Annotated in this window: 22 protein-coding genes and 3 pseudogenes; 13 read left to right on the top strand and 12 right to left on the bottom strand. The window is 71.9% G+C overall.

The window, feature by feature from the left end:
* Nucleotides 1–142 precede the first annotated feature (142 nt).
* The 6 genes and pseudogenes from J1792_RS19325 to J1792_RS19300 all read left to right on the top strand — a co-directional run bounded on the left by J1792_RS19325 (nt 143) and on the right by J1792_RS19300 (nt 6949).
* Nucleotides 143–433: an Rv0250c family protein gene (locus tag J1792_RS19325; RefSeq protein ID WP_086572027.1), complete on the top strand. Its 291-nt coding sequence runs from the start codon at nt 143–145 to the stop codon at nt 431–433.
* A gap of 52 nt (nt 434–485) precedes the next feature.
* A complete protein-coding gene (gene sdhC / locus J1792_RS19320) occupies nt 486–1325 on the top strand; it encodes a succinate dehydrogenase subunit SdhC (RefSeq protein WP_086572025.1) in 840 nt (279 codons plus the stop codon).
* A gap of 11 nt (nt 1326–1336) precedes the next feature.
* A complete protein-coding gene (locus J1792_RS19315) occupies nt 1337–3301 on the top strand; it encodes a fumarate reductase/succinate dehydrogenase flavoprotein subunit (RefSeq protein ID WP_086572023.1) in 1965 nt (654 codons plus the stop codon).
* Nucleotides 3298–4077 carry a succinate dehydrogenase/fumarate reductase iron-sulfur subunit gene (locus J1792_RS19310; protein ID WP_086572021.1) on the top strand — a complete coding sequence of 260 codons (780 nt, stop codon included), beginning with the start codon at nt 3298–3300 and terminating at the stop codon, nt 4075–4077. Before J1792_RS19315 ends, J1792_RS19310 begins: the two co-directional genes overlap by 4 nt.
* 102 nt (nt 4078–4179) lie before the next feature.
* Entirely contained in the window at nt 4180–5832 is a 1653-nt protein-coding gene (locus tag J1792_RS19305) for a TPM domain-containing protein (protein ID WP_207247900.1), read from the top strand.
* Nucleotides 5833–5965: 133 nt separating this feature from the next.
* A pseudogene (locus J1792_RS19300) lies at nt 5966–6949 on the top strand (IS481 family transposase).
* Nucleotides 6950–7132: 183 nt separating this feature from the next.
* Here the strand turns inward: J1792_RS19300 and J1792_RS19295 are convergent.
* The 6 genes from J1792_RS19295 to J1792_RS19270 form a co-directional block, all read right to left on the bottom strand.
* Nucleotides 7133–9709 (bottom strand): SpoIIE family protein phosphatase, encoded by a 2577-nt coding sequence (locus J1792_RS19295; protein WP_307843048.1) that lies wholly within the window; start codon nt 9707–9709, stop codon nt 7133–7135.
* A 131-nt stretch (nt 9710–9840) separates the two neighbouring features.
* The gene (locus tag J1792_RS19290; protein ID WP_086571810.1) at nt 9841–10260 is read right to left on the bottom strand and encodes an ATP-binding protein; all 420 of its coding nucleotides are present in this window, start codon (nt 10258–10260) and stop codon (nt 9841–9843) included.
* Between the two features lie 172 nt (nt 10261–10432).
* Nucleotides 10433–10849 carry a (deoxy)nucleoside triphosphate pyrophosphohydrolase gene (locus J1792_RS19285; RefSeq protein WP_086571812.1) on the bottom strand — a complete coding sequence of 139 codons (417 nt, stop codon included), beginning with the start codon at nt 10847–10849 and terminating at the stop codon, nt 10433–10435.
* Between the two features lie 132 nt (nt 10850–10981).
* Nucleotides 10982–11161 (bottom strand): SPOR domain-containing protein, encoded by a 180-nt coding sequence (locus J1792_RS19280; RefSeq protein WP_086571814.1) that lies wholly within the window; start codon nt 11159–11161, stop codon nt 10982–10984.
* A gap of 153 nt (nt 11162–11314) precedes the next feature.
* Nucleotides 11315–12958 (bottom strand): APC family permease, encoded by a 1644-nt coding sequence (locus J1792_RS19275; protein ID WP_086571816.1) that lies wholly within the window; start codon nt 12956–12958, stop codon nt 11315–11317.
* A 248-nt stretch (nt 12959–13206) separates the two neighbouring features.
* A complete protein-coding gene (locus J1792_RS19270; RefSeq protein WP_086571821.1) occupies nt 13207–13959 on the bottom strand; it encodes a GntR family transcriptional regulator in 753 nt (250 codons plus the stop codon).
* A 245-nt stretch (nt 13960–14204) separates the two neighbouring features.
* Here J1792_RS19270 and J1792_RS19265 point away from each other — a divergent pair, with 245 nt between their 5' ends.
* Entirely contained in the window at nt 14205–14786 is a 582-nt protein-coding gene (locus J1792_RS19265) for a Uma2 family endonuclease (RefSeq protein ID WP_086571818.1), read from the top strand.
* 49 nt (nt 14787–14835) lie between these two features.
* Here J1792_RS19265 and ychF read toward each other — a convergent pair whose 3' ends face one another.
* Nucleotides 14836–15924, bottom strand: coding sequence for a redox-regulated ATPase YchF (gene ychF / locus J1792_RS19260; RefSeq protein ID WP_086571820.1), 1089 nt, complete (start codon nt 15922–15924; stop codon nt 14836–14838).
* Nucleotides 15925–16310: 386 nt separating this feature from the next.
* On the opposite strand from ychF, the gene J1792_RS19255 reads away from it, so the two are divergent.
* Complete coding sequence (locus J1792_RS19255) at nt 16311–16715, top strand: DUF6542 domain-containing protein (RefSeq protein WP_207247899.1); 405 nt, start codon at nt 16311–16313, stop codon at nt 16713–16715.
* Here the strand turns inward: J1792_RS19255 and ppgK are convergent.
* A complete protein-coding gene (ppgK, locus tag J1792_RS19250) occupies nt 16612–17376 on the bottom strand; it encodes a polyphosphate--glucose phosphotransferase (RefSeq protein ID WP_086573695.1) in 765 nt (254 codons plus the stop codon). The two genes, J1792_RS19255 and ppgK, sit on opposite strands and share 104 nt — an antisense overlap.
* 30 nt (nt 17377–17406) lie before the next feature.
* Nucleotides 17407–18396 carry a 4-hydroxy-3-methylbut-2-enyl diphosphate reductase gene (locus tag J1792_RS19245; protein WP_179199051.1) on the bottom strand — a complete coding sequence of 330 codons (990 nt, stop codon included), beginning with the start codon at nt 18394–18396 and terminating at the stop codon, nt 17407–17409.
* 67 nt (nt 18397–18463) lie between these two features.
* On the opposite strand from J1792_RS19245, the pseudogene J1792_RS19240 reads away from it, so the two are divergent.
* The 4 genes and pseudogenes from J1792_RS19240 to J1792_RS19225 form a co-directional block, all read left to right on the top strand.
* Nucleotides 18464–19773, top strand: a pseudogene (locus J1792_RS19240) (APC family permease); the annotation flags it as partial.
* A gap of 112 nt (nt 19774–19885) precedes the next feature.
* A pseudogene (gene xseA, locus J1792_RS19235) lies at nt 19886–21105 on the top strand (exodeoxyribonuclease VII large subunit).
* 10 nt (nt 21106–21115) lie between these two features.
* Complete coding sequence (locus J1792_RS19230) at nt 21116–21391, top strand: exodeoxyribonuclease VII small subunit (RefSeq protein WP_086575300.1); 276 nt, start codon at nt 21116–21118, stop codon at nt 21389–21391.
* A 90-nt stretch (nt 21392–21481) separates the two neighbouring features.
* Nucleotides 21482–22072, top strand: coding sequence for a malonic semialdehyde reductase (locus J1792_RS19225; RefSeq protein WP_086575304.1), 591 nt, complete (start codon nt 21482–21484; stop codon nt 22070–22072).
* A gap of 158 nt (nt 22073–22230) precedes the next feature.
* Here J1792_RS19225 and J1792_RS19220 read toward each other — a convergent pair whose 3' ends face one another.
* A complete protein-coding gene (locus J1792_RS19220; protein WP_086575298.1) occupies nt 22231–22773 on the bottom strand; it encodes a DUF4245 domain-containing protein in 543 nt (180 codons plus the stop codon).
* Between the two features lie 180 nt (nt 22774–22953).
* On the opposite strand from J1792_RS19220, the gene glpX reads away from it, so the two are divergent.
* Nucleotides 22954–23985, top strand: coding sequence for a class II fructose-bisphosphatase (glpX, locus tag J1792_RS19215; protein ID WP_086575296.1), 1032 nt, complete (start codon nt 22954–22956; stop codon nt 23983–23985).
* 103 nt (nt 23986–24088) lie between these two features.
* Here glpX and J1792_RS19210 read toward each other — a convergent pair whose 3' ends face one another.
* Together J1792_RS19210 and J1792_RS19205 are read right to left on the bottom strand one after the other, a co-directional pair.
* Nucleotides 24089–24445, bottom strand: a complete 357-nt coding sequence (locus J1792_RS19210; protein ID WP_207247897.1) for a WhiB family transcriptional regulator — start codon at nt 24443–24445, stop codon at nt 24089–24091.
* A 181-nt stretch (nt 24446–24626) separates the two neighbouring features.
* Nucleotides 24627–25253, bottom strand: a complete 627-nt coding sequence (locus J1792_RS19205) for a DUF1707 SHOCT-like domain-containing protein (RefSeq protein WP_307843047.1) — start codon at nt 25251–25253, stop codon at nt 24627–24629.
* Nucleotides 25254–25297: the final 44 nt, after the last annotated feature.

Below are 25297 nucleotides of genomic sequence, written 5' to 3'. Positions count from 1 at the left end.
CGGCGGCCGGCGGCGCCACGCGAGCGCGTTCCCCCGAAGGCCTGATCCCGACGGCTATCTTCCCCTCGAGGGGTGTGACGCGCGACACTCTCTGTCGCATGACCGGGCGCCACCCGCAATCGCCGAAGCGGAAGGCCACATCATGTCCGTTGAAGATGAACTGACCACCATTCAGCGCTGTCTCGACGATATGGACCGCTCGATCCGCCGGCTGGAGCAGCGGCTGGGCAAAGGCGGCCTGGAGGTGCGGCGGGTCCGCACGGATGCCGGACATCTGCGCGAGAGCGTCGCCCTTCTGCGTGGCAACGGCGCGGCCCGCCCCGCCGGCGCGTCCCGGCAGGCCATGGTGCTGATCCCCGACGCCCCGTACGACGCCTCGCTGTGGAAGGACGCGGAGGACGAGGGCCTCGGCTCCCGCGGGCACGCCCCCTGACCGCTCCCGGCAGCGGCGTCCCCCTTCGTCCCACTCCTCACCGGAGTCCCTCTTGGCCACTGGAACCGAACCCGATACCTCCGCGGCCGGGGATCGCTCCGCGCGCGGCGTCCACCACGCCACGCGCGCCGCGATCCCGGCCCGCCACCTGCGCCGCGACCGCTGGTGGCTGCAGCCCGCCGCCACGGCGGCCGGCCTGCTGGCGTTCATCGTCTACTCCACCTGGCGGGCCTTCGCGGGCAGCGACTACTACGCCGCCCCCTACGTCTCGCCCTTCTACTCGCCCTGCCTCGCGGAGAACTGCGCGGACATGCCCGGCGGCGCCGACTGGGAGATCGTCGGCTCGTGGTGGGCCCTGTCGCCCGCCCTGCTGGTGCTGATCTTCCCGCTGGGCTTCCGGCTGACCTGCTACTACTACCGCAAGGCCTACTACCGGGGCTTCTGGGCCTCGCCCCCGGCCTGCGCGGTGCCCGAGCCGCACGCGAAGTACTCCGGCGAGAGCCGCTTCCCGCTGGTCCTGCAGAACATCCACCGCTACTTCTTCTACTTCGCGGTGCTGGTGGCCGGGGTGCTCACCTACGACGCGGCGCTGGGCTTCCGCGACGAGAACGGCGCGTGGGGCCACATGGGCCTGGGCACCCTGGTGATGCTCGCCAACATCGCGCTGATCTGGGCGTACACCCTCTCCTGCCACTCCTGCCGGCACATCGTCGGCGGGCGGCTGCGCACGTTCTCCAAGCACCCGGTGCGCTACCGCATGTGGACGTGGGTGAGCGTCCTGAACGCCCGTCACATGCAGCTCGCCTGGGCGTCCCTGGTGAGCGTGGCGGTCGCCGATCTCTATGTCTATCTGGTCGCCAGTGGCGCCTTCGACGATCCGCGCTTCTTCTAGGAGGCCTACTGATGACACGGGTGGACCGGCAGGCCTGGGACGTGGTCGTGGTGGGCGCGGGGGGCGCCGGGCTGCGCGCCGCCATCGAGGCCCGCGAGCAGGGGCTGCGCTGCGCGGTGATCTGCAAGTCGCTGTTCGGCAAGGCGCACACGGTGATGGCGGAGGGCGGCATCGCCGCCTCCATGGGCAACGTCAACAGCAACGACGACTGGCAGGTGCACTTCCGCGACACGATGCGCGGCGGCAAGTTCCTCAACAACTGGCGGATGGCCGAGCTGCACGCGCAGGAGGCCCCCGACCGGGTGTGGGAGCTGGAGACCTGGGGCGCGGTCTTCGACCGCACGCCCGACGGGAGGATCTCGCAGCGCAACTTCGGCGGCCATGAGTACCCCCGCCTCGCGCACGTGGGCGACCGTACGGGCCTGGAGCTGATCCGCACCCTCCAGCAGAAGATCGTCTCGCTGCAGCAGGAGGACGAGCGGGAGTACGGCGACTACGAGGCCCGGCTGAAGGTCTTCCAGGAGTGCACGGTCACCCGTGTGCTCAAGGCCCCGTCCAAGAGCGGCTCCGCCGCGGGCGGCAGGGTCTCCGGGGTCTTCGGCTACGAGCGCGAGTCCGGGCGGTTCTTCGTGCTCGAGGCGCCGTCCGTGGTGCTGGCCACCGGCGGCATCGGCAAGTCGTTCAAGGTGACCTCGAACTCCTGGGAGTACACCGGCGACGGGCACGCGCTGGCGCTGCTGGCCGGGGCCCGGCTGATCAACATGGAGTTCGTGCAGTTCCACCCCACGGGCATGGTCTGGCCGCCGTCCGTCAAGGGCATCCTGGTCACCGAGTCCGTCCGCGGCGACGGCGGGGTGCTGCGCAACAGCGACGGCAAGCGGTTCATGTTCGACTACGTCCCGGACGTCTTCAAGGAGAAGTACGCGGAGTCCGAGGCCGAGGGCGACCGCTGGTACACCGACCCCGACCACAACCGCCGCCCGCCCGAGCTGCTCCCCCGCGACGAGGTGGCACGGGCCATCAACGCCGAGGTCAAGGCCGGGCGGGGCTCCCCGCACGGCGGGGTGTTCCTGGACGTCTCCACCCGGATGTCCGCCGAGGCGATCCAGCGCAAGCTGCCCTCGATGCACCACCAGTTCAAGGAGCTGGCGGACGTCGACATCACGGCCGAACCCATGGAGGTCGGCCCGACCTGCCACTACGTGATGGGCGGCGTCGAGGTCGACCCGGACACGGCGGCGGCCGTCGGGGTGCCGGGGCTGTTCGCGGCCGGCGAGGTCGCGGGCGGCATGCACGGCTCCAACCGGCTGGGCGGCAACTCCCTCTCCGACCTGCTGGTCTTCGGCCGGCGCGCCGGGCTGCACGCGGCCCGCTACGCGGCCGCCTTCGCCACCGGTGCGGCGCCCGCGGTGGCGGAGGCGGACATCGAGCTGGCCGAGGCGGAGGCGCTGCGCCCGTTCGGCGCGGAGGCCGCCGGGAACGCCTCCGGGGGCGTGGCCGAGAACCCGTACACCCTGCACCAGGAGCTGCAGCAGGCCATGGGCGACCTGGTCGGCATCATCCGCAGGGCGAGCGAGATGGAGGAGGCCCTGCACCGCCTGGCCGGGCTGCGGGCGCGGGCCCGGCGGGCGGGCGTGGAGGGGCACCGGCAGTTCAACCCCGGCTGGCACCTGGCCCTGGACCTGCGCAACATGCTGCTGGTCAGCGAGTGCGTGGCGCGGGCGGCGCTGGAGCGCGAGGAGAGCCGGGGCGGGCACACCCGCGACGACCATCCGGGGATGGACCGGCGCTGGCGGCGGGTCAACCTGGTCTGCCGGCTGGCCGACGAGTCCGCCGAGCCCGCCGCCGCCGACTCGGTCCTCGGGCTGATCCGGCTGGAGCGCCTGGAGACGCCGCCGATCAGGGGCGATCTGCTGGAGCTCTTCGAGAAGGAAGAGCTGAGGAAGTACCTGACCGACGAGGAGCTCACGTCATGAGTTATCAGGCCCGCTTCAAGGTGTGGCGGGGCGATGCGGACGGCGGCGGTCTCGTCGACTACGAGGTCACCGTCAACGAGGGCGAGGTCGTCCTCGACATCATCCACCGTCTGCAGGCCACGGCCGCGCCCGACATGGCCGTGCGCTGGAACTGCAAGGCGGGCAAGTGCGGCTCGTGCAGCGCGGAGATCAACGGCCGGCCGAGACTGATGTGCATGACCCGGATGTCGGTCTTCGACCCGGCCGAGACGATCACGGTGACGCCGATGCGGGCGTTCCCGGTCGTACGGGACCTGGTGACGGACGTGTCGTACAACTACGCCAAGGCCCGCGAGGTGCCGTCGTTCGTGCCGCCCGCGCACCTCAAGCCCGGCGAGTACCGGATGCACCAGGAGGACGTGGGCCGGGTGCAGGAGTTCCGTAAGTGCATCGAGTGCTTCCTGTGCCAGGACACCTGCCATGTGGTGCGTGACCACGAGGAGAACAAGACGGCCTTCGCCGGGCCGCGCTTCCTGATGCGCGTGGCCGAGCTGGACATGCACCCGCTGGACGCGGCGGCCGAGGAGGGCCTCGACCGGCGGCGCGGGGCGCGCGAGGACCACGGGCTGGGGTACTGCAACATCACCAAGTGCTGCTCGGAGGTCTGCCCCGAACACATCAAGATCACGGACAATGCGCTGATCCCGCTGAAGGAACGGGTCGTCGACCGGTCCTACGATCCGCTGGTCTGGCTGGGGAACAAGATCCGCCGCCGGGGAGCCGAACACGCTCCGTAGTAGCTCGGGCCCTCCCGGTAGCGGGTCGGCCATTCCGGTCATACGCTCCAAAATGTGACGCGGCTTTCGTGGCGGTACGGGCCGGGGGCGCGGAGCTGGGCTATGGTCAGCGCCTTCTTCGCGCTGTGCGCCCTGCTGCTTCCGGCTCCGCCCCCCGCCCACGCCGACACACCGCTGGACCTGGACGCCACGAGCCGCGTCACCGACACGGTCGGCGCCCTCGGGCGCCGCCGCGGCCAGGTCGAGGCGGCGCTCGACCGTCTCAACGCCGCCCACCACATCCAGCTGTACGTCATCTACGTCCACGACTTCTCCGGCCGCTCCGGCACCAAGTGGGCCGACGCCACCGCCGACCGCAACGGCCTCGGGCCCCAGGAGCTCCTGCTCGCCGTCGCCACCAACCCGCGCATGTTCGCCGTCTCCGCCGACAAGGACTCCGGCCTCCGCAAGAACCAGCTCGCCCGCGTCGCCGCCATCGCCATCGCGCCCGCCGTGCGCGAACACGACTGGGCCGGGGCCGCCGTCGGCGCCGCCGACGGCTACACGGCCGTCCTGCGCGGCGAGCCCGTACGCCCGCCCGCCATCCGCCCCGGCAGCCGCGACCCCGGCGGCGACGGGCTCGTCCCCGGCGAACGGGGCACCTGGATGCCGGTGGCCGGGGGCGCCGCGCTGTGCGTCGGCGGGATCTACGTCTGCACCCGGCGCGGCCGGGCCGCGCGCCGCCGGGCCGGGGTCACCCGCGACCGCCCCGTGCTCGCCACCACCACCCCACCCGGGCTCGCCCGCCTGGCCCAGCCCCTCACCCCGCTGCCGGAGCTGGACGCGGAGGCCGCGCTGAACCTCGTCGCCACCGACGAAGCCGTCCGCACCAGCGCCGAGGAGATGGTCTTCGCGACCGCGCACCGGGGCGCCCAGGCCACCCGGCCCTTCGCGGAGGCCGTCGCCTACGCCCGGGGCGAGCTCGCCGACGCCTTCCGGCTGCGCCTGCGCCTCGACGAGTCGCCGCACGAGGACGCCGACGTCCGGCGCCAGGCTCTCGACGAGATCTGCTCCCGCTGCACCAGCGCCAACCGCCGCCTGGACGCGGAGTCCGAGGCCTTCGACCGCCTGCGCGGCCTGAGAGCCGACCCGGCCCTGATCCTGGAGCGCGCCGAGGCCGCGGCCCGCGCGCTCGCGCCGCGCGTCGGCGCCGCCGAGGCCGCGCTCACCGCCCTCGCCCGCTGCCGCGCCGGGCCCGCCCTCGACCTCGTCGCCGACCACCCCGCCCGGGCCCGCGAGCGCCTCGCCTTCGCCGACGCCGCCCTCGCCGAGGCCCGCTCCGCGCTGCTCGTGGGCTCCCCCGCCCGGGCCGTGACCTCCCTGCGCACGGCCGAGGTCGCCCTCGCCCAGGGCCGCGCCATCACCTCGGCGGCGCTGCGCCGCCTGCACGCGCTGACCCGCACCGCGCCGGCCGACCTCGCCGCCCGCGCGGTGCTCGCCGCGCGCGGCGAGGTGGCCGCCGCCGAGGACTACGTCGCCACCCACCGCGGCGCGGTCGGCTGCCCGGCCCGGACCCGCCTCGCGGCGGCCGGACGAGAGCTCGCCGGGGCCACGACGGTCACGGCGGCGCTGCGCGCCAAGGAGCTGGCCGGGGCGGCGCGGGCCCTGGCCGAGCGGGACGTGGCCGGCTCCGCCGAGCTGGGCGGCGTCGTCCTGGCGGGGCTGCTGCCGGCCACGTTCGGCGGCGGGGGGACACGGGCGCGGCTGACCGGGTGAGCCCCCGGCGGGCCTCCCGGCGGCCTAGGTGTATTGATCACGAGCGTTGTTAACGCGGACCGGGTCTTGATCATGGCGAAGACCTCCGGTGTGGTGGAGGTGTCTAGGCTCCACACCACACACGGAGGTCTTCGTGTCCCACCGTAATGCCCGGCTGACTGTTCACGGCAGGCGGATCCTGGTCGAACGGGTCCTGGCCGGGCGTCCCGTCGCGCACGTGGCGGCCGAGATGGGCATATCCCGGCCGACCGCCCACAAATGGGTCCGCCGCTGGAGGGCCGAAGGCCAAGCCGGACTCCACGACCGTTCCAGCCGCCCGCACACGACACCGCACCGCACCCGCCCTGCGGTCGAGGCCCGGGTCTGCGACCTGCGCAGAAGCCGGAAACTCGGCCCAGCCCGAATCGGCCCGATCCTAGGCCTGCCCGCCTCGACCGTGCACCGGATCCTGACCCGTCACGGCCTGGGCCGCCTGGCCTGGCTGGACCGGCCCACCGGAGAGCCGATCCGCCGCTACGAACGCGACCGACCGGGCGAACTCGTCCACGTCGACATCAAGAAGCTCGGCAACATCCCCGACGGCGGCGGCTGGCGCGTGGTGGGCCGAACCGCAGGCGACCGCAACCGGCAGGCCACCACCGGCCAGCGCAAAAGCAGCACGCCGGTGATCGGCTACTCCTACATCCACTCCGCGGTCGATGACCACTCCCGCCTGGCCTACAGCGAAGTCCTCACCGACGAACGCCAGCACACCGCCATCGCCTTCTGAGCCCGGGCCAATGCGTTCTTCGCAGCCCATGGAATCAGCGTCGAGCGGGTCCTGACCGACAACGGCTCCTGCTACAAGTCCAAGCAGTTCACCCAAGCCCTGACCGCGGCCGGCATCACCCACAAGAAGATCCGCCCCTACCGGCCCCAGACCAACGGCAAGGTCGAACCCTTCAACCGCACCCTGCTCGATGAATGGGCCTACCAGCGGCCCTACCGCTCGAACACCGAGCGGACAGCGGCCCTGGCAGACTTCCTCCACACCTACAACCACCACCGCTGCCACACCGCACTGGGCGGCAAGCCGCCCATCAGCCGCGTGAACAACGCTCCGGGTCGATACACCTAGGGCGTGTCCGATGGGTCGGTGCGGGTCCTGCGGCGTCTGGTGCGGTGCATCGCAAGGCGGAGCGTCTCCCTCGGGCTGGGCGTCCTTGGGCGATGCGACAACGCAGCGAGGTGCCGTGCTGGGGGCGCCTCCCAGCGGTAGCTGGGGGAGCCGCAGGGCCCGTGCCGACCCATCGGACACGCCCTAGTACAGGCTCAGCAGGGCCTCCACCGCGTCCGGGGCCGGCGAGCCCTCCTCCGGCAGGCCCAGCTCGAACCAGACCGTCTTGCCGTGCGGGATGCGCCGGCTGCCCCAGGCCGCGCTGAGCAGGCCCACGAGCTGCAGGCCGCGGCCGCCCTCGTCGGTGTCACGGGCCCGGCGGCGGCGCGGCTGGACGTGACCGCCGTCCCAGACCTCGCAGACCAGGGTGCGGTCCAGCAGCAGGCGCAGCCGGATCTCGCCCTCGCCGTAGCGCAGGGCGTTGGTCACCAGCTCGCTGACGAGCAGTTCGGTGGTGTCGACCAGGTCGGTCATGCCCCAGCTCTCGAGCTGGTCGCGGGCCAGTTCCCGGGCCCGGGCGACCGAGCGGGGCTCGGGCGGCAGGGTCCAGTCGCCCACGCAGTCGTGGCGCAGGCCGCGCAGGCGGGCCATGAGGAGGGCGATGTCGTCCTCGCCGTGGTGGGTGTCCAGGGCGCCGAGGACGTGGTCACAGACGTCCTCCAGGGGGCGCTCGGGGTCGGAGAGAGCCTCGCGGAAGGCCTGCAGGCCCTCGTCGAGGGGATGGTCGCGGGATTCGACGAGGCCGTCGGTGTAGAGGGCGAGCAGCGCCCCGTCGGGGAGCTCGATCTCGGTCTCCTCGAACGGCTCGCCGCCCACGCCCAGCGGCATGCCGGGCGGCACCTCCAGCAGCACCGCGGGCTGACCGGCCTCGACCAGGACCGGGGGCAGGTGCCCGGCGTTGGCGACCGTGCAGCGCCGGGTGACCGGGTCGTAGACGGCGTAGACGCAGGTGGCGAGGTAGACCTCGGAGAGGTCGGCCGGGCGGACGCTGCCGCGCACCCCGCGCGAGGCGGACTGCTTGCCGCCGGGGCGGCCCAGGCCGTGGGCGATCTCGTCGAGGGCGGAGAGCACCTCGGCGGGCTCGAGGTCGAGCATGGCCAGGGTGCGGACGGCGGTGCGCAGCTCGCCCATGGCGACGGCGGCGCGCAGGCCGCGGCCCATGACGTCGCCGACGACGAGCGCCGTGCGGTGCCCGGGCAGCTCGATCACGTCGAACCAGTCGCCGCCCACCTCGGTCGCCGCGTTGCCCGGGAGGTAGCGGCAGGCGATCTCCACGCCGGCGGCCTCGGGGTCGCCGGGGGGCAGCAGGCTGCGCTGCAGTATCAGGGCGCGTTCGTGCTCGCGGCGGTAGAGCCGGGCGTTGTCGATGCAGACGGCCGCGCGGGCGGCGAGCTCGACGGCCAGGGCGGTGTCGCGTTCGCCGAAGGGCTCGCTGCCCTTGGTGCGGGAGAACTGCGCGAGGCCCACGACCGTGTCGCGGGCGACCATCGGCACGGCGAGGGTGGACTGCACGACGGCGCCCAGCTCGGGGCCGTCGTCGCCCTCGCGGCCGGGGACGACCTGCACATGGGCGGTGCGCAGGGCCTGGGCGCAGGGCGAGTGGAAGGGGTAGCGGTGGACCTCGCCGACCTGGATGGGCTTGGAGTCGGCCTCGTCGAGGGGCGCCCCGGACACCGCGCTGGAGTAGGCCACGCGGCGCAGCTCGGCGCTGCCGTCGGCGAGGCCGGGCGGGGCCTCGTCGCCGACGAGCAGGCCCTGGTAGAGGTCGACGGAGGCCAGGTCGCAGAACTGCGGGACGGCGACGTCCAGCAGCTCGCGGGCGGTGGTCTCCAGGTCGAGGGAGTTGCCGATGCGCGCGCCGGCCTCGTTGAGGAGGGCCAGGTTGCGGCGTACGCCGGCGGCCTCCCGCTCGGCGCGGCGCCGGCCGGTGACGTCGGTGGCGATGGCGGCCACCCCGATCGGCCGTCCGCTGCCGCTGTGCAGCCGGTACAGCGAAACCGACCAGCGGCGCCGCTCGCTGTGTCCGGGGACCGGGCCGACGAGCTGAATGTCGGCCATGGGTTTGCCGGTGTCGAGGACTTGGCGCAGTGCCGCGGTCAGCCGTTCGGCCTCGGTGCGGGGCAGGAAGTCGTGGGGGGTGCGGCCGCGGTGCCAGGAGGCGGGGCGTCCGAAAGTCTGGGCGAAACTCTCGTTGACGCGCAGCAGGGTGAGGTCGGTGCCGAAGAAGAAGAAGCCGAGCGGAGATTGGCCGAAAACGGCTTCCGACGCGGCGATGTCGGTCTCTATTCCCCGCAGGGCCCGGACGTCGACGGCCACGCAGAGCGCGGCGCGTTCCCCGTCGGCGTTCTCACTGGGCATCACATAGATCTCGGCGAGGCCCTGTTGGCGGTCGGTTCCCCGCTGGTAGGGGACGAGTCCGGTCCAGGCCCGTCCGTCGAGGCCGCCCTCGGCGAGAAAGGGCGGGGCGGGGCGCGAGGGGTCGTGGCGTTCGTCGGCGGGGGTGAACACCTCGAGGGGGTTCCTGCCGACGGCGTGCCGGGCCGCTATTCCGAAGAGTTCGCTCGCCCGCTCGCTCCACTGCTCGATCCGGCCGTCGGAGCCCAGGGAGAACGACGCCACGCGGATGTAGTCGTACAGCGACCCGGGCGGGCTGTTCTGCCACAGCGAAGTGGAGTCCGTACCCTCTGGCCTGCCCGCAGTACCCGCTGGCTTTTCGCTCACGTGCCCGTCCCCTCCGGCTCATGTGCTCGCACCGGCATCAGAAGGCCGAGTATCCAGCACAGGGGCCCTTCGGAACACGGACTTCACGATCACAGCACGGTCTCAACCCGCTATGTCTTCTCCCCGGGTTACTAACCGGGCAGACTGAGCTCGAACCACACCGTCTTTCCGGTGCTGCCCGGGCGGGTACCCCAGCGGCGGGAAGCCAGTGCCACCAGCTGCAGTCCGCGGCCGCCCTCGTCGTCGGGTTCGGCCACGCGTTCGCGAGGCGGATCCGGAAGCGGATCGGAGACCTCCACGAGCAGGCTGGGGCCGGCGTGGGAGTACATCCGGACGCCGATGGGCCCGCTGGCGTAGCGCAGGGAGTTGGTGACGAGCTCGCTGACCAGCAGGACCGTGACGTCGGTGACGGCCTCGAGCCCCCACTGGCGCAGGGTGTCGCGCACCAGGGTGCGGGCGGTGCGCACGGCGCCGGCCTCGGCGGGGAAGCTCCACTCGGCGAAGCCGGGCGTCCATTCCAAGGTCCCTGCGCTGTCGCTCACGCCGACCACTTCCCAGACCTCTGGCGACCCCACACCGGCATGTCCGGCTTTGGGGCTAATAATCAGCACATACCCGGAATGAGGGTCGGACTATCTTCATCACCCGGCTCCGTCCGCGAGAGTTGCCGCGTTCGGCGTACACCGGGCGTGGACCGCCCAGGTCGGCGGCGGTACGGAAGGGTCACCGCGGCGGAGCCTGGTCCATGGCGGCGAGCCGCCGGGCCGCGAGGGCCACCGCGGGTCGGTCCTGCTCCAGCCAGTCGACGTCGTCGACGCGGTCGGGGGTGAGCCAGCACAGCTCGTCGTGGTCCTGCAGCGGGCGGGGCTCACCGGCCACCAGCCGTGCCGTCCAGACCTGGAGGACGTAGCCGGGCTTCAGCGGCCACTCCCCCGCGAGGCGCTCCAGCGGCTCCGTCTCGACGCCGAGCTCCTCGCGCAGCTCCCGTACGAGCGCCTGCTCGGCGCTCTCGCCGGGCTCCAGCTTGCCGCCGGGCAGCTCCCACCGGCCGGCCAGCTCGGGCGGGGCGCTGCGCCGTGCGGCCAGCAGCCGCCCCTGATCAAACACCGCTCCGCCCACCACCACGCGCACTGTCGCCATGAGGGGAAAGCGTAGGGCCCGGCACCTTGAGGTGCCGGGCCCGGGGCGACGCCGGGCCTGGGAAGCGCCGCCCCGGGGGCGCACTCCCGGAGGCGGGCGCGCTCTGTCGCGCGCCCCCGTCCCGGGAAGCGACTAGGGGATGGCGCGCCCGACCCGCTCGACTATGTACAGCCGGCGACGGCCTTCCGCGTCCAGCCGGTCGGCCACCCGTTCCGCCTCGGTTCTGGTGGCGTAGCGCCCGACGCGGTAGCGGTTGCCGTTCTCGTCCTGGCGGATCACCAGCCAGGGCAGGACCGGTCCGGTGTCGTTCATCGCCCCTGCCCTCCCGTCGCCGCGCGCACCGGCGCACGCCCTTCGGTGACTTCCGAAGAAACCGCAGTCCGCATATGCCCGAGCGTACGCCCGACCTTTACGCAGCGGATACGGGTTTTCACGAAGAGGTACGCATTCGGCCACCCGTGAGGGTTACTTGGCCTCGGCGAGCTCCGCCTCGTCCTTCTCCTCGACCGCCTGGGCGTCCTTCATTTCCTTCTCGACCTGAACAAGCGTCGGGTTGCGCCACGCGCTGCGCACGCCCCACAGGTAGAACGCGAGCGCGATCAGGACAACCACGACGATGTCCCAGCCCTGGGCCAGGTAGCCCTTGCCGCCGAACTCGCTGCCACCGGCCCACGAGACGAACGCCATGACCAGCAGGTAGGTCACCATCCAGGCGCCGGCCTGCAGGTGCGGCTTCAGCTCGGCCCACGGCTTGCGCAGCTCGTACCAGGCCCAGATCGGCAGGCCGATGGCCATGATGAAGATGACCTTGCCCGTGAGCGGCCAGCGCGCCCAGTACATGACCAGCGAGCCGAAGATCATCGCGATGGGGGCGATGACCGGCATGGCCTTGAGCTTGACCGGACGCTTCATGTCCGGGGCGATGCGGCGCAGCGACATCACGGCGACGGGGCCGGTGATGTACGAGATGACCGTGGCCACACCGACGATCTCGGCGATCGAGCCCCAGCCGCGGAAGACGGCCAGGAAGATGAAGGAGATCACCAGGTTGAGCAGCAGGGCCGGCTTCGGCACACCGGTCTTGGGGTCGACCTTGCCGAAGACCTTCGGCAGGTGACCGTTCTCCTGGACACCGTTGATCATGCGCGAGGTGGTGGCCGCGTAGATCATGCCGGTGCCGGACGGGGAGATGAAGGCGTCCGCGTAGAGCAGCAGCGCCAGCCAGTTCAGGCCCCAGGTGATGGAGAGGTCCGCCAGCGGGGACTTGTAGGCCAGGGTGTTCCAGCCGCCGGAGAGGTCCGCGGCGGGGACGGCCATCAGGAAGGCAACCTGCAGCGCGATGTAGATGACCAGCGCGATCAGGATGGAGCCGACGACGGCCTTCGGCAGCGACTTGCCGGGGTTACGGGCCTCGGCGGCCATGTTCAGCGGCGACTGGAAGCCGTTGAAGGCCCAGACGATGCCCGCGACGGCGACGGCGCTGAAGACGGCGCTCCAGCCGTTGGGGGCGAAGCCGCCGTGGGCGGAGCCGACGTTGCTGGTGTCGAAGTGCGCGAAGATCAGCGCACCCGCGGTCAGCGCCGGCACCACGACCTTGAACACGGTGATCGCGTTGTTCGTCTTGGCGAACAGCGTGATCGCGAACCAGTTCAGGAAGAAGTAGAAGACCACCAGGACACTGGCGGCCGCGAGGCCGGTCCCGGTGAGCTCCTTGCCGTCGAAGAGCTTGCCCGCCCAGTCGAACTTCCACGAGCTCATGTACTGGATGGACGCGGTGGCCTCGCCGGGAATGACGGAGACGATCGCGATCCAGTTGGCCCAGGCGGCCATGTAACCGGCCAGCGAGCCGTGCGAGAACTGCCCGTACCGCACCATGCCGCCCGCCTTGGGGAACATCGAGCCGAGCTCGGTGTACGTCAGGGCGATGGTCAGCGCCACGACGGCGCCGATGACCCAGGCAAAGATGGCGGCCGGTCCGGCGAGCACGGCGGCGCGTTCGGCACCGAACAGCCAGCCGGAGCCGATGATCGACCCGAGGCCGACGGCGGTCAGCGCCGTCGTGCCGAGGGTCCGGCGGTAATTGGAGGTCGAACCCTGTTCGGTACTCAAGCCCCGGATCTCCTTTGCTTCTACTCCCCCACGGACAGGACACAAACCGCGCCATCGTACGAGCGATTTGGCCTGCTTGATTCCGCCAAAGGGCCTCGACCTGGGACGATGTGAGTTTTACAACAGTAGGGAGCGGCTCACCAAAGCAGGGAAAACCGGGGCAAGCAGGACACTTCCTACCCGCTGGTACGGACCAGCGGGCGGGGTTACATCACTGACTCCGGAGTCAGTTCATATGTGGTTCACGCCTACTTCACCGGGAGGTGGTACGCGACCCGGAACCGCTCGGCGAGCATCACCACGTCGGCCGTCTCCACCGGACAGCCGCCCGCGAAGTACGTCCGCGAGACCACCAGCACGCAGTGGCCGGGGACGCCGCCCAGCGCGAGGGTCTCCTCGGCGAGCCCCGGACGGGCCCCGACCTCCTCGGTCACGTTGTCGACGACGATGTCGATGGCAGCCATCCGCTCGACCACGCCCCGCCCCGCCAGCGGCCCCTCCTCCGGCAGCATCACGGGGGTGCGCCCGGTGAGCGCCAGAGGCTCCCAGGAGGTCGAGAGCATGCTCGGCTCGCCGCCGGAGCGGAACAGATAGTCGGTGCGCATCACCCGGTCCCCGAGCCCGATCCGCAGCCGGCGGGCGAGGGACGTGTCGGCCACGCCCTGCTCGCTGCGGGACTCCCACGTGCCCTTGACGCGGTCGTCCGCCTGCTCCTGCCGGAACGGCGTGGACTCCCCGACCGCCCGGTAGCCCGTACGCACCACGGAACGCGGCACGGGCTGCTCACGGACGTACGTGCCCGATCCGGAGCGTCCCTCGACGAGCCCCTCCGCCATCAGGACCTTGCGGGCCTCCAGGGCGACGGTGTCGGAGACGCCGTACTGCTCCCGGATGCGCGCCTGGGAGGGAAGGCGGGTGTGCGGCGGCAGCTCACCCGCGACGATTTTCTGCCGGAGATCACCGGCGACGCGAAGGTATGCGGGCTGATCACCGAAGGCCACGTCCACTCCCAAGGGGTTGACAGTCCGCAACAGCTTGGCAACGGTGGGTTGCGGTCCGCAACTCTAGGCCAAGGAATCACCAGATGTGGTGAATTGCAGCTCAGCGGTGTGTAGGTGAGATCCCGGGACACATGCGCAGCGCACTCTCCGGCGGCAATTCCGCAACTATGCGGGGATGGCCGGACAAGCGGTGACAAAAGTCCGCGCCCCTGCACGACGCCACCGGGGACGGCTACCGTGAGTCCATGACCGCACTGCCCGACTGGATGCGCCCGCCGCGCAGGGAAGGCTGGTTCGCGGAGGACTTGGACCGCCTCCCGGAAGCCCCCCGCCACACCGAGCTGATCGACGGAGCCCTCGTCTTCATGATGTCGCCGCAGCGGTCCTGGCACGGCCGCCTCGTCACCGCCCTGACCACGACACTCATGAACCAGGTGCCGGACGGTTTCGAGGTCGAGCGGGAGATGACCATCCGGCTCGACGACCGCAACCGCCCCGAGCCTGATCTGTTGGTGACCAGGACGCCCTACGACCCCGACCGCACCTGGTTCGCACCGGAGGACGTCGAACTCGTGGTGGAGGTCGTCTCGCCCGAGTCCGCACACCGTGATCGCACGGTCAAGCTGCAGAAATACGCACGCGCCGGAATTCCTCACTACTGGTGCATCGAGGACGAGGGCGGCGCTCCCGTCGTCCACGTCTACGAGCTGGACGTGCCCACCATGGCCTACGCGCCCGCCGGCATCTTCCGCCACGCCCTCCAGCGCCCCGTCCCGTTCGGGATCGGCCTCGACCTGGACAAGCTCACCCCGGGCGGCAAGGGCTGAGGAACGCCGAAGGGCCGCACTCCCCGAGTGCGGCCCTTCGCTGTGGTCGTCAGACGTTGAAGCGGAACTCCACCACGTCGCCGTCGGCCATCACGTACTCCTTGCCCTCCATGCGCGCCTTGCCGGCGGCGCGGGCCTCGGTGACGGAGCCGGCGGCGACCAGGTCGTCGAAGGAGATGACCTCGGCCTTGATGAAGCCCTTCTGGAAGTCGGTGTGGATCACACCGGCCGCCTCGGGGGCCGTGGCGCCCTTCTTGATCGTCCAGGCGCGGGTCTCCTTGGGACCGGCGGTGAGGTAGGTCTGCAGGCCCAGGGTGTCGAAGCCGACGCGGCCCAGGGTGGCGAGACCGGGCTCCTCCTGGCCCATGGACTGCAGCAGCTCCAGCGCCTCGTCGTCGTCCAGCTCGATGAGCTCGGACTCGATCTTGGCGTTGAGGAAGATGGCCTCGGCCGGGGCGACCAGCGCGCGCTGCTCGTTCTTGAAGTCCTCGTCGACCAGCTCGTCCTCGTCCACGTTGAAGACGTAGAGGAAGGGCTTGGTGGTGAGCAGGTGCAGCTCGTGCAGGAGGTCACCGCGCTCGGTGCCCTTGGTGATGCCCGCCGAGAACAGGGTCTGGCCGGACTCGAGGATGCCCTTGGCCTCCTCGACGGCGGCGAGGACGGCGACCTTCTCCTTCTGGAGGCGCGACTCCTTGGTCAGGCGCGGGACCGCCTTCTCCACCGACTGCAGGTCGGCCAGGATCAGCTCGGTGTTGATGGTCTCGATGTCGTCCTTCGGCGAGACCTTGCCGTCGACGTGGACGACGTTCTCGTCCTTGAACGCGCGGATGACCTGGCAGATCGCGTCGGACTCGCGGATGTTCGCCAGGAACTTGTTGCCCAGGCCCTCGCCCTCGGAGGCGCCGCGCACGATGCCGGCGATGTCGACGAAGTCGACCGTGGCGGGCAGTATCCGCTGCGAGCCGAAGATCTCCGCGAGCTTGTTCAGCCGGGCGTCCGGGACGCCGACGACGCCCACGTTGGGCTCGATCGTGGCGAAGGGGTAGTTGGCCGCCAGGACGTCGTTCTTGGTCAGGGCGTTGAACAGGGTCGACTTGCCGACATTCGGCAGACCGACGATTCCGATCGTGAGCGACACGTGGCGACTTCCCGTTTGTTCCCGTAGTGCGAGGGTTCCGCGCCCCGTGACGCGCCCGGTCATCCAGTCTACGGGTCCGCGTCGCACACGGTCCCCGCACGGAGGATTCCCCGAACACACGGCCAACGAGGTGCCTCCGGCGTGTCCAACGCGGGATTCCCCGTCCGACCCCACCTAGTTTGGTCGGGTGGAGCAACCCAGCACGCGCATCCCCCAGCGCAAGGCCCGGCGCGGGTCCCCGTGCCCCGCCCCGCCGTTCCCGTAGGACAGAGCCAGGGCGCCGCCCCGAGCGACCCCGGCCCCGCCGACCGGCTTCCCCGCTGGTCCGGCGCCTTCCCTCGCCCCGGCTGACGGGGCTCGGCAGCGGACTGCTCACGGCGCTGGCCATGCTGGCCGTCGGCGCCCTGGACGCGGCGCTGCTGGGCGGCTCGCCCCGGGTCTACGGCGTGTTCTTCGTGATCGCCGCCGCGGCCTGCGCGCTGTGGGTGCGCCCCGCCGACCTGATGACCGCCCCCGTGAGCGCGCCGATCGCCTACGCGGTCGGGGCGGTGGCCGTCAGCGACGGCACGGGCGGCCTGGGCGGCCGACTGATGAGCCTGGTCACCATGCTGTCGCTGAGCGCCGGCTGGCTCTACGCGGGCACGCTGCTGGCCGCGCTGATCGCGCTGGTCCGGCGGGTCGTGCTGATCAGGCTGCGGAAGAGGGCGCGGAAGGAGCAGCGGAAGCGGCCATCGCGGCCCCCACGATCCCCGCGTTGTTCTCCAGCTGAGCGGGCACGACCTCGGCGCTGACGCCCTCGATCAGGGGCAGGAACTTCCCCGCCTTCCGGCTCACGCCGCCGCCGATCACGAACAGCTCGGGCGAGAAGAGCATCTCCACGTGTGCCAGGTAGCGCCCCACCCGCTTGGCCCAGCGGCTCCAGCTGAGGTCCTCGTCCTCCTTGGCCCGGGTGGAGGCGCGGGTCTCGGCGTCGTGCCCCTGCAGCTCCAGGTGGCCGAGCTCGGTGTTGGGCACCAGCCGCCCGTCGATGAAGACCGCGCTGCCGATGCCGGTGCCGAAGGTGAGCACGACGACGGTGCCGGTGCGTCCGCGCCCGGCGCCGTGGGTCATCTCGGCCAGACCGGCCGCGTCCGCGTCGTTCAGCACGGTCACCGGCGTGCCGAGCTGCTCGCCGAGCAGCCCGGCGGCGTCCCGGCCGATCCAGCTCTTGTCGACGTTGGCGGCCGTGCGGGTCGTACCGCCGACCACCACGCCGGGGAACGTCACACCGACCTGGCCGACGGGCCGGCCGAAGTGCCTGACCACCTGCCGGACGCAGTCGGCGACCGCGTCCGGGGTGGCCGGGTGCGGGGTGAGCACCTTGAAGCGCTCCTCCGCGATCTCGCCGCGCCCCAGGTCCACCGGAGCGCCCTTGATGCCCGATCCGCCGATGTCCACGCCGAATACGTCCATGCCCAGCAGCCTAGGCGCGGACGGGGCTGATCACCCTTCGGTGGCGGCCTTGGCCTCGGCGCGCAGGTCGCGGCGCAGCTCCTTGGGCAGCGAGAAGGTGATGCTCTCCTCGGCCGCACGGACGAGCTCGACGTCCGCGTAGCCGCGCTGGGCGAGCCACTCGAGCACGCCGTCGACGAGGATCTCCGGGACCGAGGCGCCCGAGGTCACGCCGACCGTCGAGACGCCCTCGAGCCAGGTCTCGTCGATCTCCTCGGCGTAGTCCACCAGGTGCGCGTCGCGGGCGCCGGCGCCCAGCGCCACCTCGACCAGGCGCACCGAGTTGGAGGAGTTCTTGGAGCCCACCACGATGACCAGGTCGGCGTCGGCGCCCATCTGCTTCACGGCGGTCTGGCGGTTCTGCGTGGCGTAGCAGATGTCGTCGCTGGGCGGGGAGAGCAGGTTGGGGAAGCGGCCCTTGAGGGCGTCGACGGTCTCCATCGTCTCGTCCACCGAGAGCGTGGTCTGCGACAGCCACACGACCTTGTTCTCGTCGCGGACCTCGACCTTGGCCACGTCCTCCGGGCCGTCGACGATGGTGATGTGGTCGGGGGCCTCGCCGCTGGTGCCGATGACCTCCTCGTGGCCCTCGTGACCGATGAGGAGGATGTCGTAGTCCTCGTTGGCGAAGCGGACGGCTTCCTTGTGCACCTTGGTCACCAGCGGGCACGTGGCGTCGATCGTCGCCAGCTTGCCCCGCCGGGCCTCCTCGTGGACCACCGGGGCGACGCCGTGGGCGGAGAACATGACGATGTTGCCCTCGGGCACCTCCTCCGTCCTGTCGACGAAGATCGCGCCCTTCTGCTCCAGCGTCTTGACCACGTACTTGTTGTGCACGATTTCGTGCCGTACGTAGACGGGGGCACCGTACTGCTCCAGCGCCTTCTCCACGGCGATCACGGCACGGTCCACGCCCGCGCAGTAGCCACGGGGGGCGGCGAGCAGAACCTTGCGGGCGGGGGTAGCAGTCATGCGGTCCATCGTAAGGGCCCGCGCGGACCGGCGTGGCCCCGCCGCCGCCGGGCCCAAGCGCCCGAATACTGACCCCATGGCCGCACCCTCCCCCGTCGCCGGCGTCGGCACGCTGCGCCGGACCCTGTCCTTCCGCGACCTGGTCGTCTACGGCCTGCTGTTCATCGCCCCCATGGCGCCGGTGGGCGTCTTCGGCACCCTCTCGGCGAAGGCGCACGGGGCGATCGCGCTGGTGTACCTCGTGGCGACGGCGGCCATGGCCTTCACGGCGTACTCCTACGCGCAGATGGTGCGCGTGGCCCCCCGGGCGGGCTCGGTCTACACGTACGCGCGCGTGGCCCTCGGCGAGGGGCCGGGCTTCGTCGCGGGCTGGATGGCGATGCTGGACTACGCCCTCATCCCGGCGGTCGCGTACCTCTTCTCGGGCATCGCCCTGCACGCGCTGGTGCCGGCCGTGCCGCAGTGGGTGTGGACGGCGATCGCGGTGGTCGTGACGACCGGGCTGAACCTCTGGGGCGTACGGGCGGCGGCGCTGGCGGGCTTCCTGGTGCTGGCCATGGAGCTCGCGGTGCTGGCCGTCTTCGTGGTGTCGGCGGCCGTCGCGCTGGCCCAGGACGGCCCCCGCCGCGGCTGGCTGTCGCCGCTGACCGGGGAAGGGGGCTTCGCGCCCGGGGCGGTGCTGGGGGCGGTGTCGGTGGCGGTCCTGTCGTACCTGGGCTTCGACGCGATCGCGGCCTTCGCCGAGGAGTCGGCGGGCGGCTCGGGGAAGGTGGCGCGCGCGGTCGTCACCTGCCTGGCCGTGGCGGGCGTGCTCTTCGCCGTGCAGAGCTACCTCGCCGCTCTGCTGGCCCCGATGTCCCCGGCCGCGCTGGCGGCGCACCCGGCCGCGCAGGGGGCCGCGTTCTACGACACGGTCGACGCGGCGACCGGCCGGTGGCTGCACGACCTGGTGGCGGCGAGCAAGGCGATCGGCGCGGCCTTCGCCGCGCTGGCGGGTCAGGCCGCGGCGGGCCGCCTGCTGTTCGCGATGGCCCGCGACCGCCGGCTGCCGTCCCTGCTGGCGAAGGTCGACCGCGGCTCGGGCGTCCCCCGCCCCGCCGTGCTGAGCGCGGCCCTGGTGACCCTGATCGCGGCGGTGTGGGCGGCCCGTCGCGACGACGGCCTGGACCGGCTGGTGTCGGTGGTCGACATCGGCGCGCTCGTGGCCTTCGGCCTGCTGCACGCGTCGGTGATCGCGTGGTTCGGGGTGCGGGGGCGCGGGGAGCGGGTGGGGCTCGTACGGCATGTGGTGGTGCCGCTGCTGGGGCTGGCGGTGGTGATCGCGGTGATCGTGGAGGCCTCCCCGCGGCCCAGCAGGTCGGCGGGGTGTGGCTGGTCGCCGGCTTGGGGTGCTGGCCGTCCAGCGTGCGGTGGTGCGGAGGGCGGCGTAGGGAAGGGCCCGCCCCGTCCCGCCCCGGACCCGCACCACATGTCACCCCGCCCCGATACGCTCGACCGCATGGCCGCGACCACCTCTCCCGACGCCCCCTTCCCGTCGGTCAGGTCTCCCGCCTCATCGGCGGCTGGATCGACCGCCTCGGCGCCGTCTGGGTCGAGGGTCAGATCACCCAGCTCTCGCGTCGCCCCGGTGCCGGCGTGGTGTTCCTGACGCTGCGCGACCCCTCTCATGACGTCTCCCTGTCCGTCACCTGTTACCGCGCCGTCTTCGACCGCGTCGCCGACGTCGTCTCCGAGGGCGCGCGCGTCGTCGTGCACGCCCGCCCCGAGTGGTACGCGCCGCGCGGCCAGCTCTCGCTCCGCGCCGCCGAGATCCGCCCCGTCGGCGTCGGCGAGCTCCTCGCGCGCCTGGAGCAGCTGAAGAAGTCGCTGGCCGCCGAGGGCCTGTTCGCCGCCGACCGCAAGCGCGCGCTGCCGTTCCTGCCGCAGCTCATCGGCCTGGTCTGCGGCCGCGCCTCCGCCGCCGAGCGCGACGTCCTGGAGAACGCCCGCCACCGCTGGCCCGCCGTCCGCTTCGAGGTGCGCAACGTCCCCGTGCAGGGCGTGCACGCGGTCCCGAGCGTCATCGAGGCCGTCAAGGAGCTCGAGGCCCACCCCGGCGTCGACGTGATCATCGTGGCGCGCGGCGGCGGCAGCGTGGAGGACCTGCTGCCGTTCTCGGACGAGCAGCTGGTGCGGACCGTGGCGGCCTGCCGTACGCCCGTGGTGTCGGCGATCGGCCACGAGCCGGACACCCCCCTGCTCGACCTGGTCGCCGACCTGCGCGCGTCCACGCCCACCGACGCGGCGAAGCGGGTCGTGCCGGACGTGGGCGAGGAGCTCACCCGCGTACAACACCTGCGCGAGCGCGCCCTGCGCTGCGTCACCGCCCACCTGGACCGCGAGGAGCGCGGTCTGGCGGCCGCGCGGGCGCGTCCGTGCATGGAGCGGCCCCAGCGGATGGTGGACGAGCGCGCGGAGCAGATCGACGCCCTCACCGACCGCTCCCGGCGCACCCTGGGCCATCTGCTGGACCGGGCGCACTCGGAGCTGACGCACACCCACGCGCGCGTGGTCGCCCTGTCCCCGGCGGCGACGCTGCGGCGGGGCTACGCGGTCCTGCAGCACGAGGACGGGCGGGTGGTCCGCGCGGCCGACGAGGTCGGGCCTGACGAGGAGCTGCGGGCGCGGGTCGCGGAGGGCGAGTTCGCGGTACGGCCCGTTGTCGCACCCCCCGCATAGGCTGTCCGGCATGGCGACGACATCGGACGGGAACGCGACGGCCGCGACGGCGACCGCGAACGCGCTGGGCTACGAGCAGGCGCGGGACGAGCTGATCGACGTGGTGCGTCGGCTGGAGGCCGGCGGCACGACGCTCGAGGAGTCGCTGGCCCTGTGGGAGCGCGGCGAGGAGCTGGCGAAGGTGTGCCGCCGCTGGCTGGACGGCGCCCGGGCCCGGCTGGACGCGGCGCTGGCGCAGGAAGAGCGGGAAGAGGGCGCATCCGGCGCTTCCGCGACCGACGAGTGATCAGGCACTAAACCGCGGGCCGACGTGACGTACGCCACCCTGCCGCCCGTTTAGTTGAAATTTCACATACCGCTCCCTATGGTGGGGGTCATGACTCTCGCCCTTGACTCCGCAGCCCAGGACCTCCTCTTCCGCGAGGCCCACACCGCCAACACCTTCTCCGACGAGCCCGTCACCGACGAGCAGGTCCAGGCGATCTACGACCTGATCAAGCTCGCGCCGACCGCCTTCAACCAGTCGCCGCTGCGCATCGTCCTGGTCCGCTCCGCCGAGGCCCGCGAGCGCCTGGCGCCGCTGATGGCCGAGGGTAACCGCGCCAAGACGGTCTCCGCCCCGCTCGTCGCGATCCTCGCCGCGGACAACGAGTTCCACGAGGAGCTGCCGGCCCTGATGCCGCACTTCCCGCAGGCCAAGGACCTCTTCTTCAGCGAGCGCCCGGTCCGCGAGCAGTCCGCCGCCGCCAACGCCGCCCTGCAGGCCGGCTACTTCCTCCTCGGCATCCGCGCCGCCGGCCTGGCCGCCGGCCCGATGACCGGCTTCGACTTCGCGGGCGTGCAGAAGGAGTTCCTCGACGACGACCACACCCCGCTGATGATCGTCAACATCGGCAAGCCGGGCGAGGACGCCTTCCGCCCGCGCTCGCCGCGCCTGTCCTTCGAGCAGGTCGTCACCACCGTCTGACGGCGGCGAGACAGGCCGTGAAGCAGCGGAAAAAGCGGCTTCGCGCATGACGAGAGCCCGGGCCGAGGCCCGGGCTCTCGTCGTTCCGGCATTCATGAGCGGCGTTCATGGCGGACGGCCGTCACCGGCATCCATGAGCACCGCTCATGGCCGGGTGTCTAGTTCTTGGGACCCTTGGCGGCCTTGAGCGCCCCGGCCATCTCCCCGAGCCGCTCGTACGAGGCGGTCCCGGTGACGACCGTGGTGACGCCCTTCTCCTCGCGCACCAGTGCGTTGTACTTCGGCCCCTGGTAGCGCTGCCACTCGGCGCCGCCGACGCGCTGGGTCTTCCCCGTCTTCTCCGCGCGCCGGCTCACGTCGTCGACGAAGGCGCGGGCCGGGCCGTCGCTCTGCTCGACGGCCACGTACTCGGTCTGCGGGTCGAGGAAGCCCAGGTGCCAGACCGAGCCCAGCTCGCCCTTCGGCCGGTACGACACCGAGGTCGCCCGCCAGTCGTCGCCCAGACCCTCCGGGGCGGCCACGGCGTACGGCGCGGCGCGCCGGGCCGTGTCGAGCTCCACCCGGTAGCCGACCGTGGGGACGGGATCGCCGTCCTGGTCGTGCGGGATGAAGACATAGCTGATGCCCGCGACCGGGATCACCACCGCCATCGCGAGCAGCATGTTCCGGATCGTCTGAGCCTTCGGGTTCCTACCTGCCACGCCCCCTATGGTCCCCCATGCCGTTCTTGATCTTGACAGCGGACCTTTACGCCGCTCATGCGTGGGGCGCCCTGCTCACTCTCGCAATGAACCGATAAAGTCATCAGCACCCTCACCCTCCTGGCCCACCCGGGGAAGGAGGGGCCCCACGGCCGTTGCCGTACAGAAAGGTGCGCCCCGATGAGCGATCATCACTTGCCGTCCCAGCTGGTAGTCAGCCCGGAGGCGCCCGACCGCAACCTGGCGCTGGAGCTCGTCCGCGTCACCGAGGCGGGTGCGATGGCCTCGGGCCGCTGGGTGGGCCGTGGCGACAAGAACGGCGCGGACGGCGCGGCCGTGCGGGCCATGCGCGCACTGATCCACACCGTGTCGATGAACGGTGTCGTCGTGATCGGCGAGGGCGAGAAGGACAACGCCCCGATGCTCTACAACGGCGAGCGCGTGGGCGACGGGACCGGCGCGGAGTGCGACGTCGCCGTGGACCCGGTGGACGGCACGACGCTGACCGCCAAGGGCATGGCCAACGCCGTCTCCGTGATGGCCGTCGCCGAGCGCGGCACCATGTTCGACCCGTCCGCGGTCTTCTACATGGACAAGCTGGTGACCGGCCCCGAGGCCGCCGACTTCGTCGACATCGACGCCCCGGTCGCGGTCAACATCCGCCGCATCGCCAAGGCGAAGCGTTCCTCCGTCGAGGACGTCACGGTCGTCGTCCTGGACCGCCCCCGCCACGACGGTCTGGTCAAGGACATCCGCGAGGCGGGCGCCCGCATCAAGTTCATCTCCGACGGCGACGTGGCCGGCGCGATCATGGCGGCCCGCGAGGGCACCGGCGTGGACCTCCTGCTGGGCGTCGGCGGCACGCCCGAGGGCATCATCGCGGCCTGCGCGATGAAGTGCCTGGGCGGCACCATCCAGGCCAAGCTGTGGCCGAAGGACGACGAGGAGCGCGAGCGCGCCCTCGCCGCCGGCCACGACCTGGACCGCGTCCTGCACACCGAGGACCTGGTCAGCGGCGAGAACGTCTTCTTCGTCGCCACCGGCATCACCGACGGCGAGCTGCTGCGCGGCGTGCGCTACCGCGCCGAGACGGCGACCACGCAGTCGCTGGTCATGCGCTCCAAGTCGGGCACGATCCGTCTGATCGACTCCGAGCACCGGCTGTCGAAGCTGCGCGCCTACAGCTCGGTCGACTTCGAGCGCCCCAGCTGATCCGGGCACCCCGGCAGGGCACACCGGGGAACGGAGCGCTCAACGGGCCGGGCCCCGCCGTCAGACGGCGGGGCCCGGCCCGATGTGTCCCCTGCGCGGGCGTTCAGCCCGCCGCGGCGATGCGTGTGGACCGCTGCAGCTCCGCCTCGCGCCGCCGGCGGCGGGCGAGCACGACGCGCCGCTCGGCCGCCGTCAGCCCGCCCCACACTCCGTAGGGCTCCGGCTGCAGCAGGGCGTGCTCGCGGCACTCGACCATGACGGGGCAACGGGCGCAGACGCGTTTGGCGGCCTCTTCCCGGGAAAGACGGGCGGCGGTTGGCTCCTTTGATGGTGCGAAGAACAGCCCGGCTTCATCCCGGCGGCACACCGCCTCCGAATGCCAGGGGCCGGCCTGTTCCCGAGCGGAAATCCGCTGGGACGGTACGGCGGCTTCCTGCAGGGGCTGATGCGGTAGCAGCACGGTCTACTCCTGACGACGGCTTTGCTGGGCCGATTTGAGTCACCTTTGCCCGCCTCGGCGCGCACGGCCATTCGCACCCGCAGCCGTACGAGAGACGATGCACCAAGCTTTACCCGCTGTGCGCGAGCTTATTCACACCGTTGCCATGACCGGAATGCCCTCGGTTACCGCGCGGCGACGGTCAGTTGGCCGCCCGGAGGTTCTTCAGCCGCCTGCCCTTGCGGGGCTTCGCCTCCGCAGCGCCGAAAACGGCGAAGCCCGTGACCACGACGACCGGGGCGTCCGGGTCCGGGGCCTCGACGGTCTGCACGTCGAAGGCGCCGAAGACGCCGGATCCGGCGCCCCGGAGGGAGACGTTTTCCGGCACCCTGATCTCGACTCCGCCGAAGACGGCCCAGACGTTGAGGACGATCTCCCGCTGCTCGAAGAACGCCTCGGTCAGGTCGATCTCCACGCCGCCGAACAGGGCCAGCACATTCGTGCGCGGCGCCGGGCGCCAGCGGCCGCGGCGGGTGGCGCCGCCGAACACGGCGACGGCGTTCTCGCTCGCCATCGGCGCGGGGCGCACGGAAGCACCGTACGGGCGCGTGGAGGCGGTCGCGGCGGCGGTTTCCGCGGCGGGGCCGTGCCCGCCGGGCAGGTCGCGCACCAGCGGCTCCAGCTGGCCGAGCGTCCTGGCCTCGTAGACCGCGTCGATCCGCTCGGCGTGCTCCTCGGCCGTCAGCCGCCCCTCGGCGAGGGCGTCGCGCAGGATCCCGGCCGTCCGGTCGCGGTCGGCGTCGGAGGCGCGCAGTGATGAGTGGTCCACGAAGGCAGCGTAGCGAAACGCGATAGATCGCGATAGCCCGTGCG

The organism is Streptomyces triculaminicus (assembly GCF_017349075.1).
In the GTDB taxonomy this organism is placed as follows: Bacteria; Actinomycetota; Actinomycetes; order Streptomycetales; family Streptomycetaceae; genus Streptomyces; species Streptomyces triculaminicus.
The sequence above is the reverse complement of the archived record's forward strand: the minus strand, read 5'-3'. Positions and strand labels throughout refer to the sequence as shown.

Bases quoted from the DNA above. Each gene is read 5' to 3' on its own strand.
- J1792_RS19230 (WP_086575300.1), top strand. From the start codon at position 21,116: ATGGCGACGACATCGGACGGGAACGCGACGGCCGCGACGGCGACCGCG.
- J1792_RS19280 (WP_086571814.1), bottom strand. From the start codon at position 11,161: ATGAACGACACCGGACCGGTCCTGCCCTGGCTGGTGATCCGCCAGGAC.
- glpX (WP_086575296.1), top strand. From the start codon at position 22,954: ATGAGCGATCATCACTTGCCGTCCCAGCTGGTAGTCAGCCCGGAGGCG.
- J1792_RS19285 (WP_086571812.1), bottom strand. From the start codon at position 10,849: ATGGCGACAGTGCGCGTGGTGGTGGGCGGAGCGGTGTTTGATCAGGGG.
- J1792_RS19265 (WP_086571818.1), top strand. From the start codon at position 14,205: ATGACCGCACTGCCCGACTGGATGCGCCCGCCGCGCAGGGAAGGCTGG.
- J1792_RS19325 (WP_086572027.1), top strand. From the start codon at position 143: ATGTCCGTTGAAGATGAACTGACCACCATTCAGCGCTGTCTCGACGAT.
- J1792_RS19305 (WP_207247900.1), top strand. From the start codon at position 4,180: ATGGTCAGCGCCTTCTTCGCGCTGTGCGCCCTGCTGCTTCCGGCTCCG.
- J1792_RS19310 (WP_086572021.1), top strand. From the start codon at position 3,298: ATGAGTTATCAGGCCCGCTTCAAGGTGTGGCGGGGCGATGCGGACGGC.
- ppgK (WP_086573695.1), bottom strand. From the start codon at position 17,376: ATGGACGTATTCGGCGTGGACATCGGCGGATCGGGCATCAAGGGCGCT.
- J1792_RS19255 (WP_207247899.1), top strand. From the start codon at position 16,311: ATGCTGGCCGTCGGCGCCCTGGACGCGGCGCTGCTGGGCGGCTCGCCC.
- J1792_RS19315 (WP_086572023.1), top strand. From the start codon at position 1,337: ATGACACGGGTGGACCGGCAGGCCTGGGACGTGGTCGTGGTGGGCGCG.
- J1792_RS19245 (WP_179199051.1), bottom strand. From the start codon at position 18,396: ATGGACCGCATGACTGCTACCCCCGCCCGCAAGGTTCTGCTCGCCGCC.
- J1792_RS19225 (WP_086575304.1), top strand. From the start codon at position 21,482: ATGACTCTCGCCCTTGACTCCGCAGCCCAGGACCTCCTCTTCCGCGAG.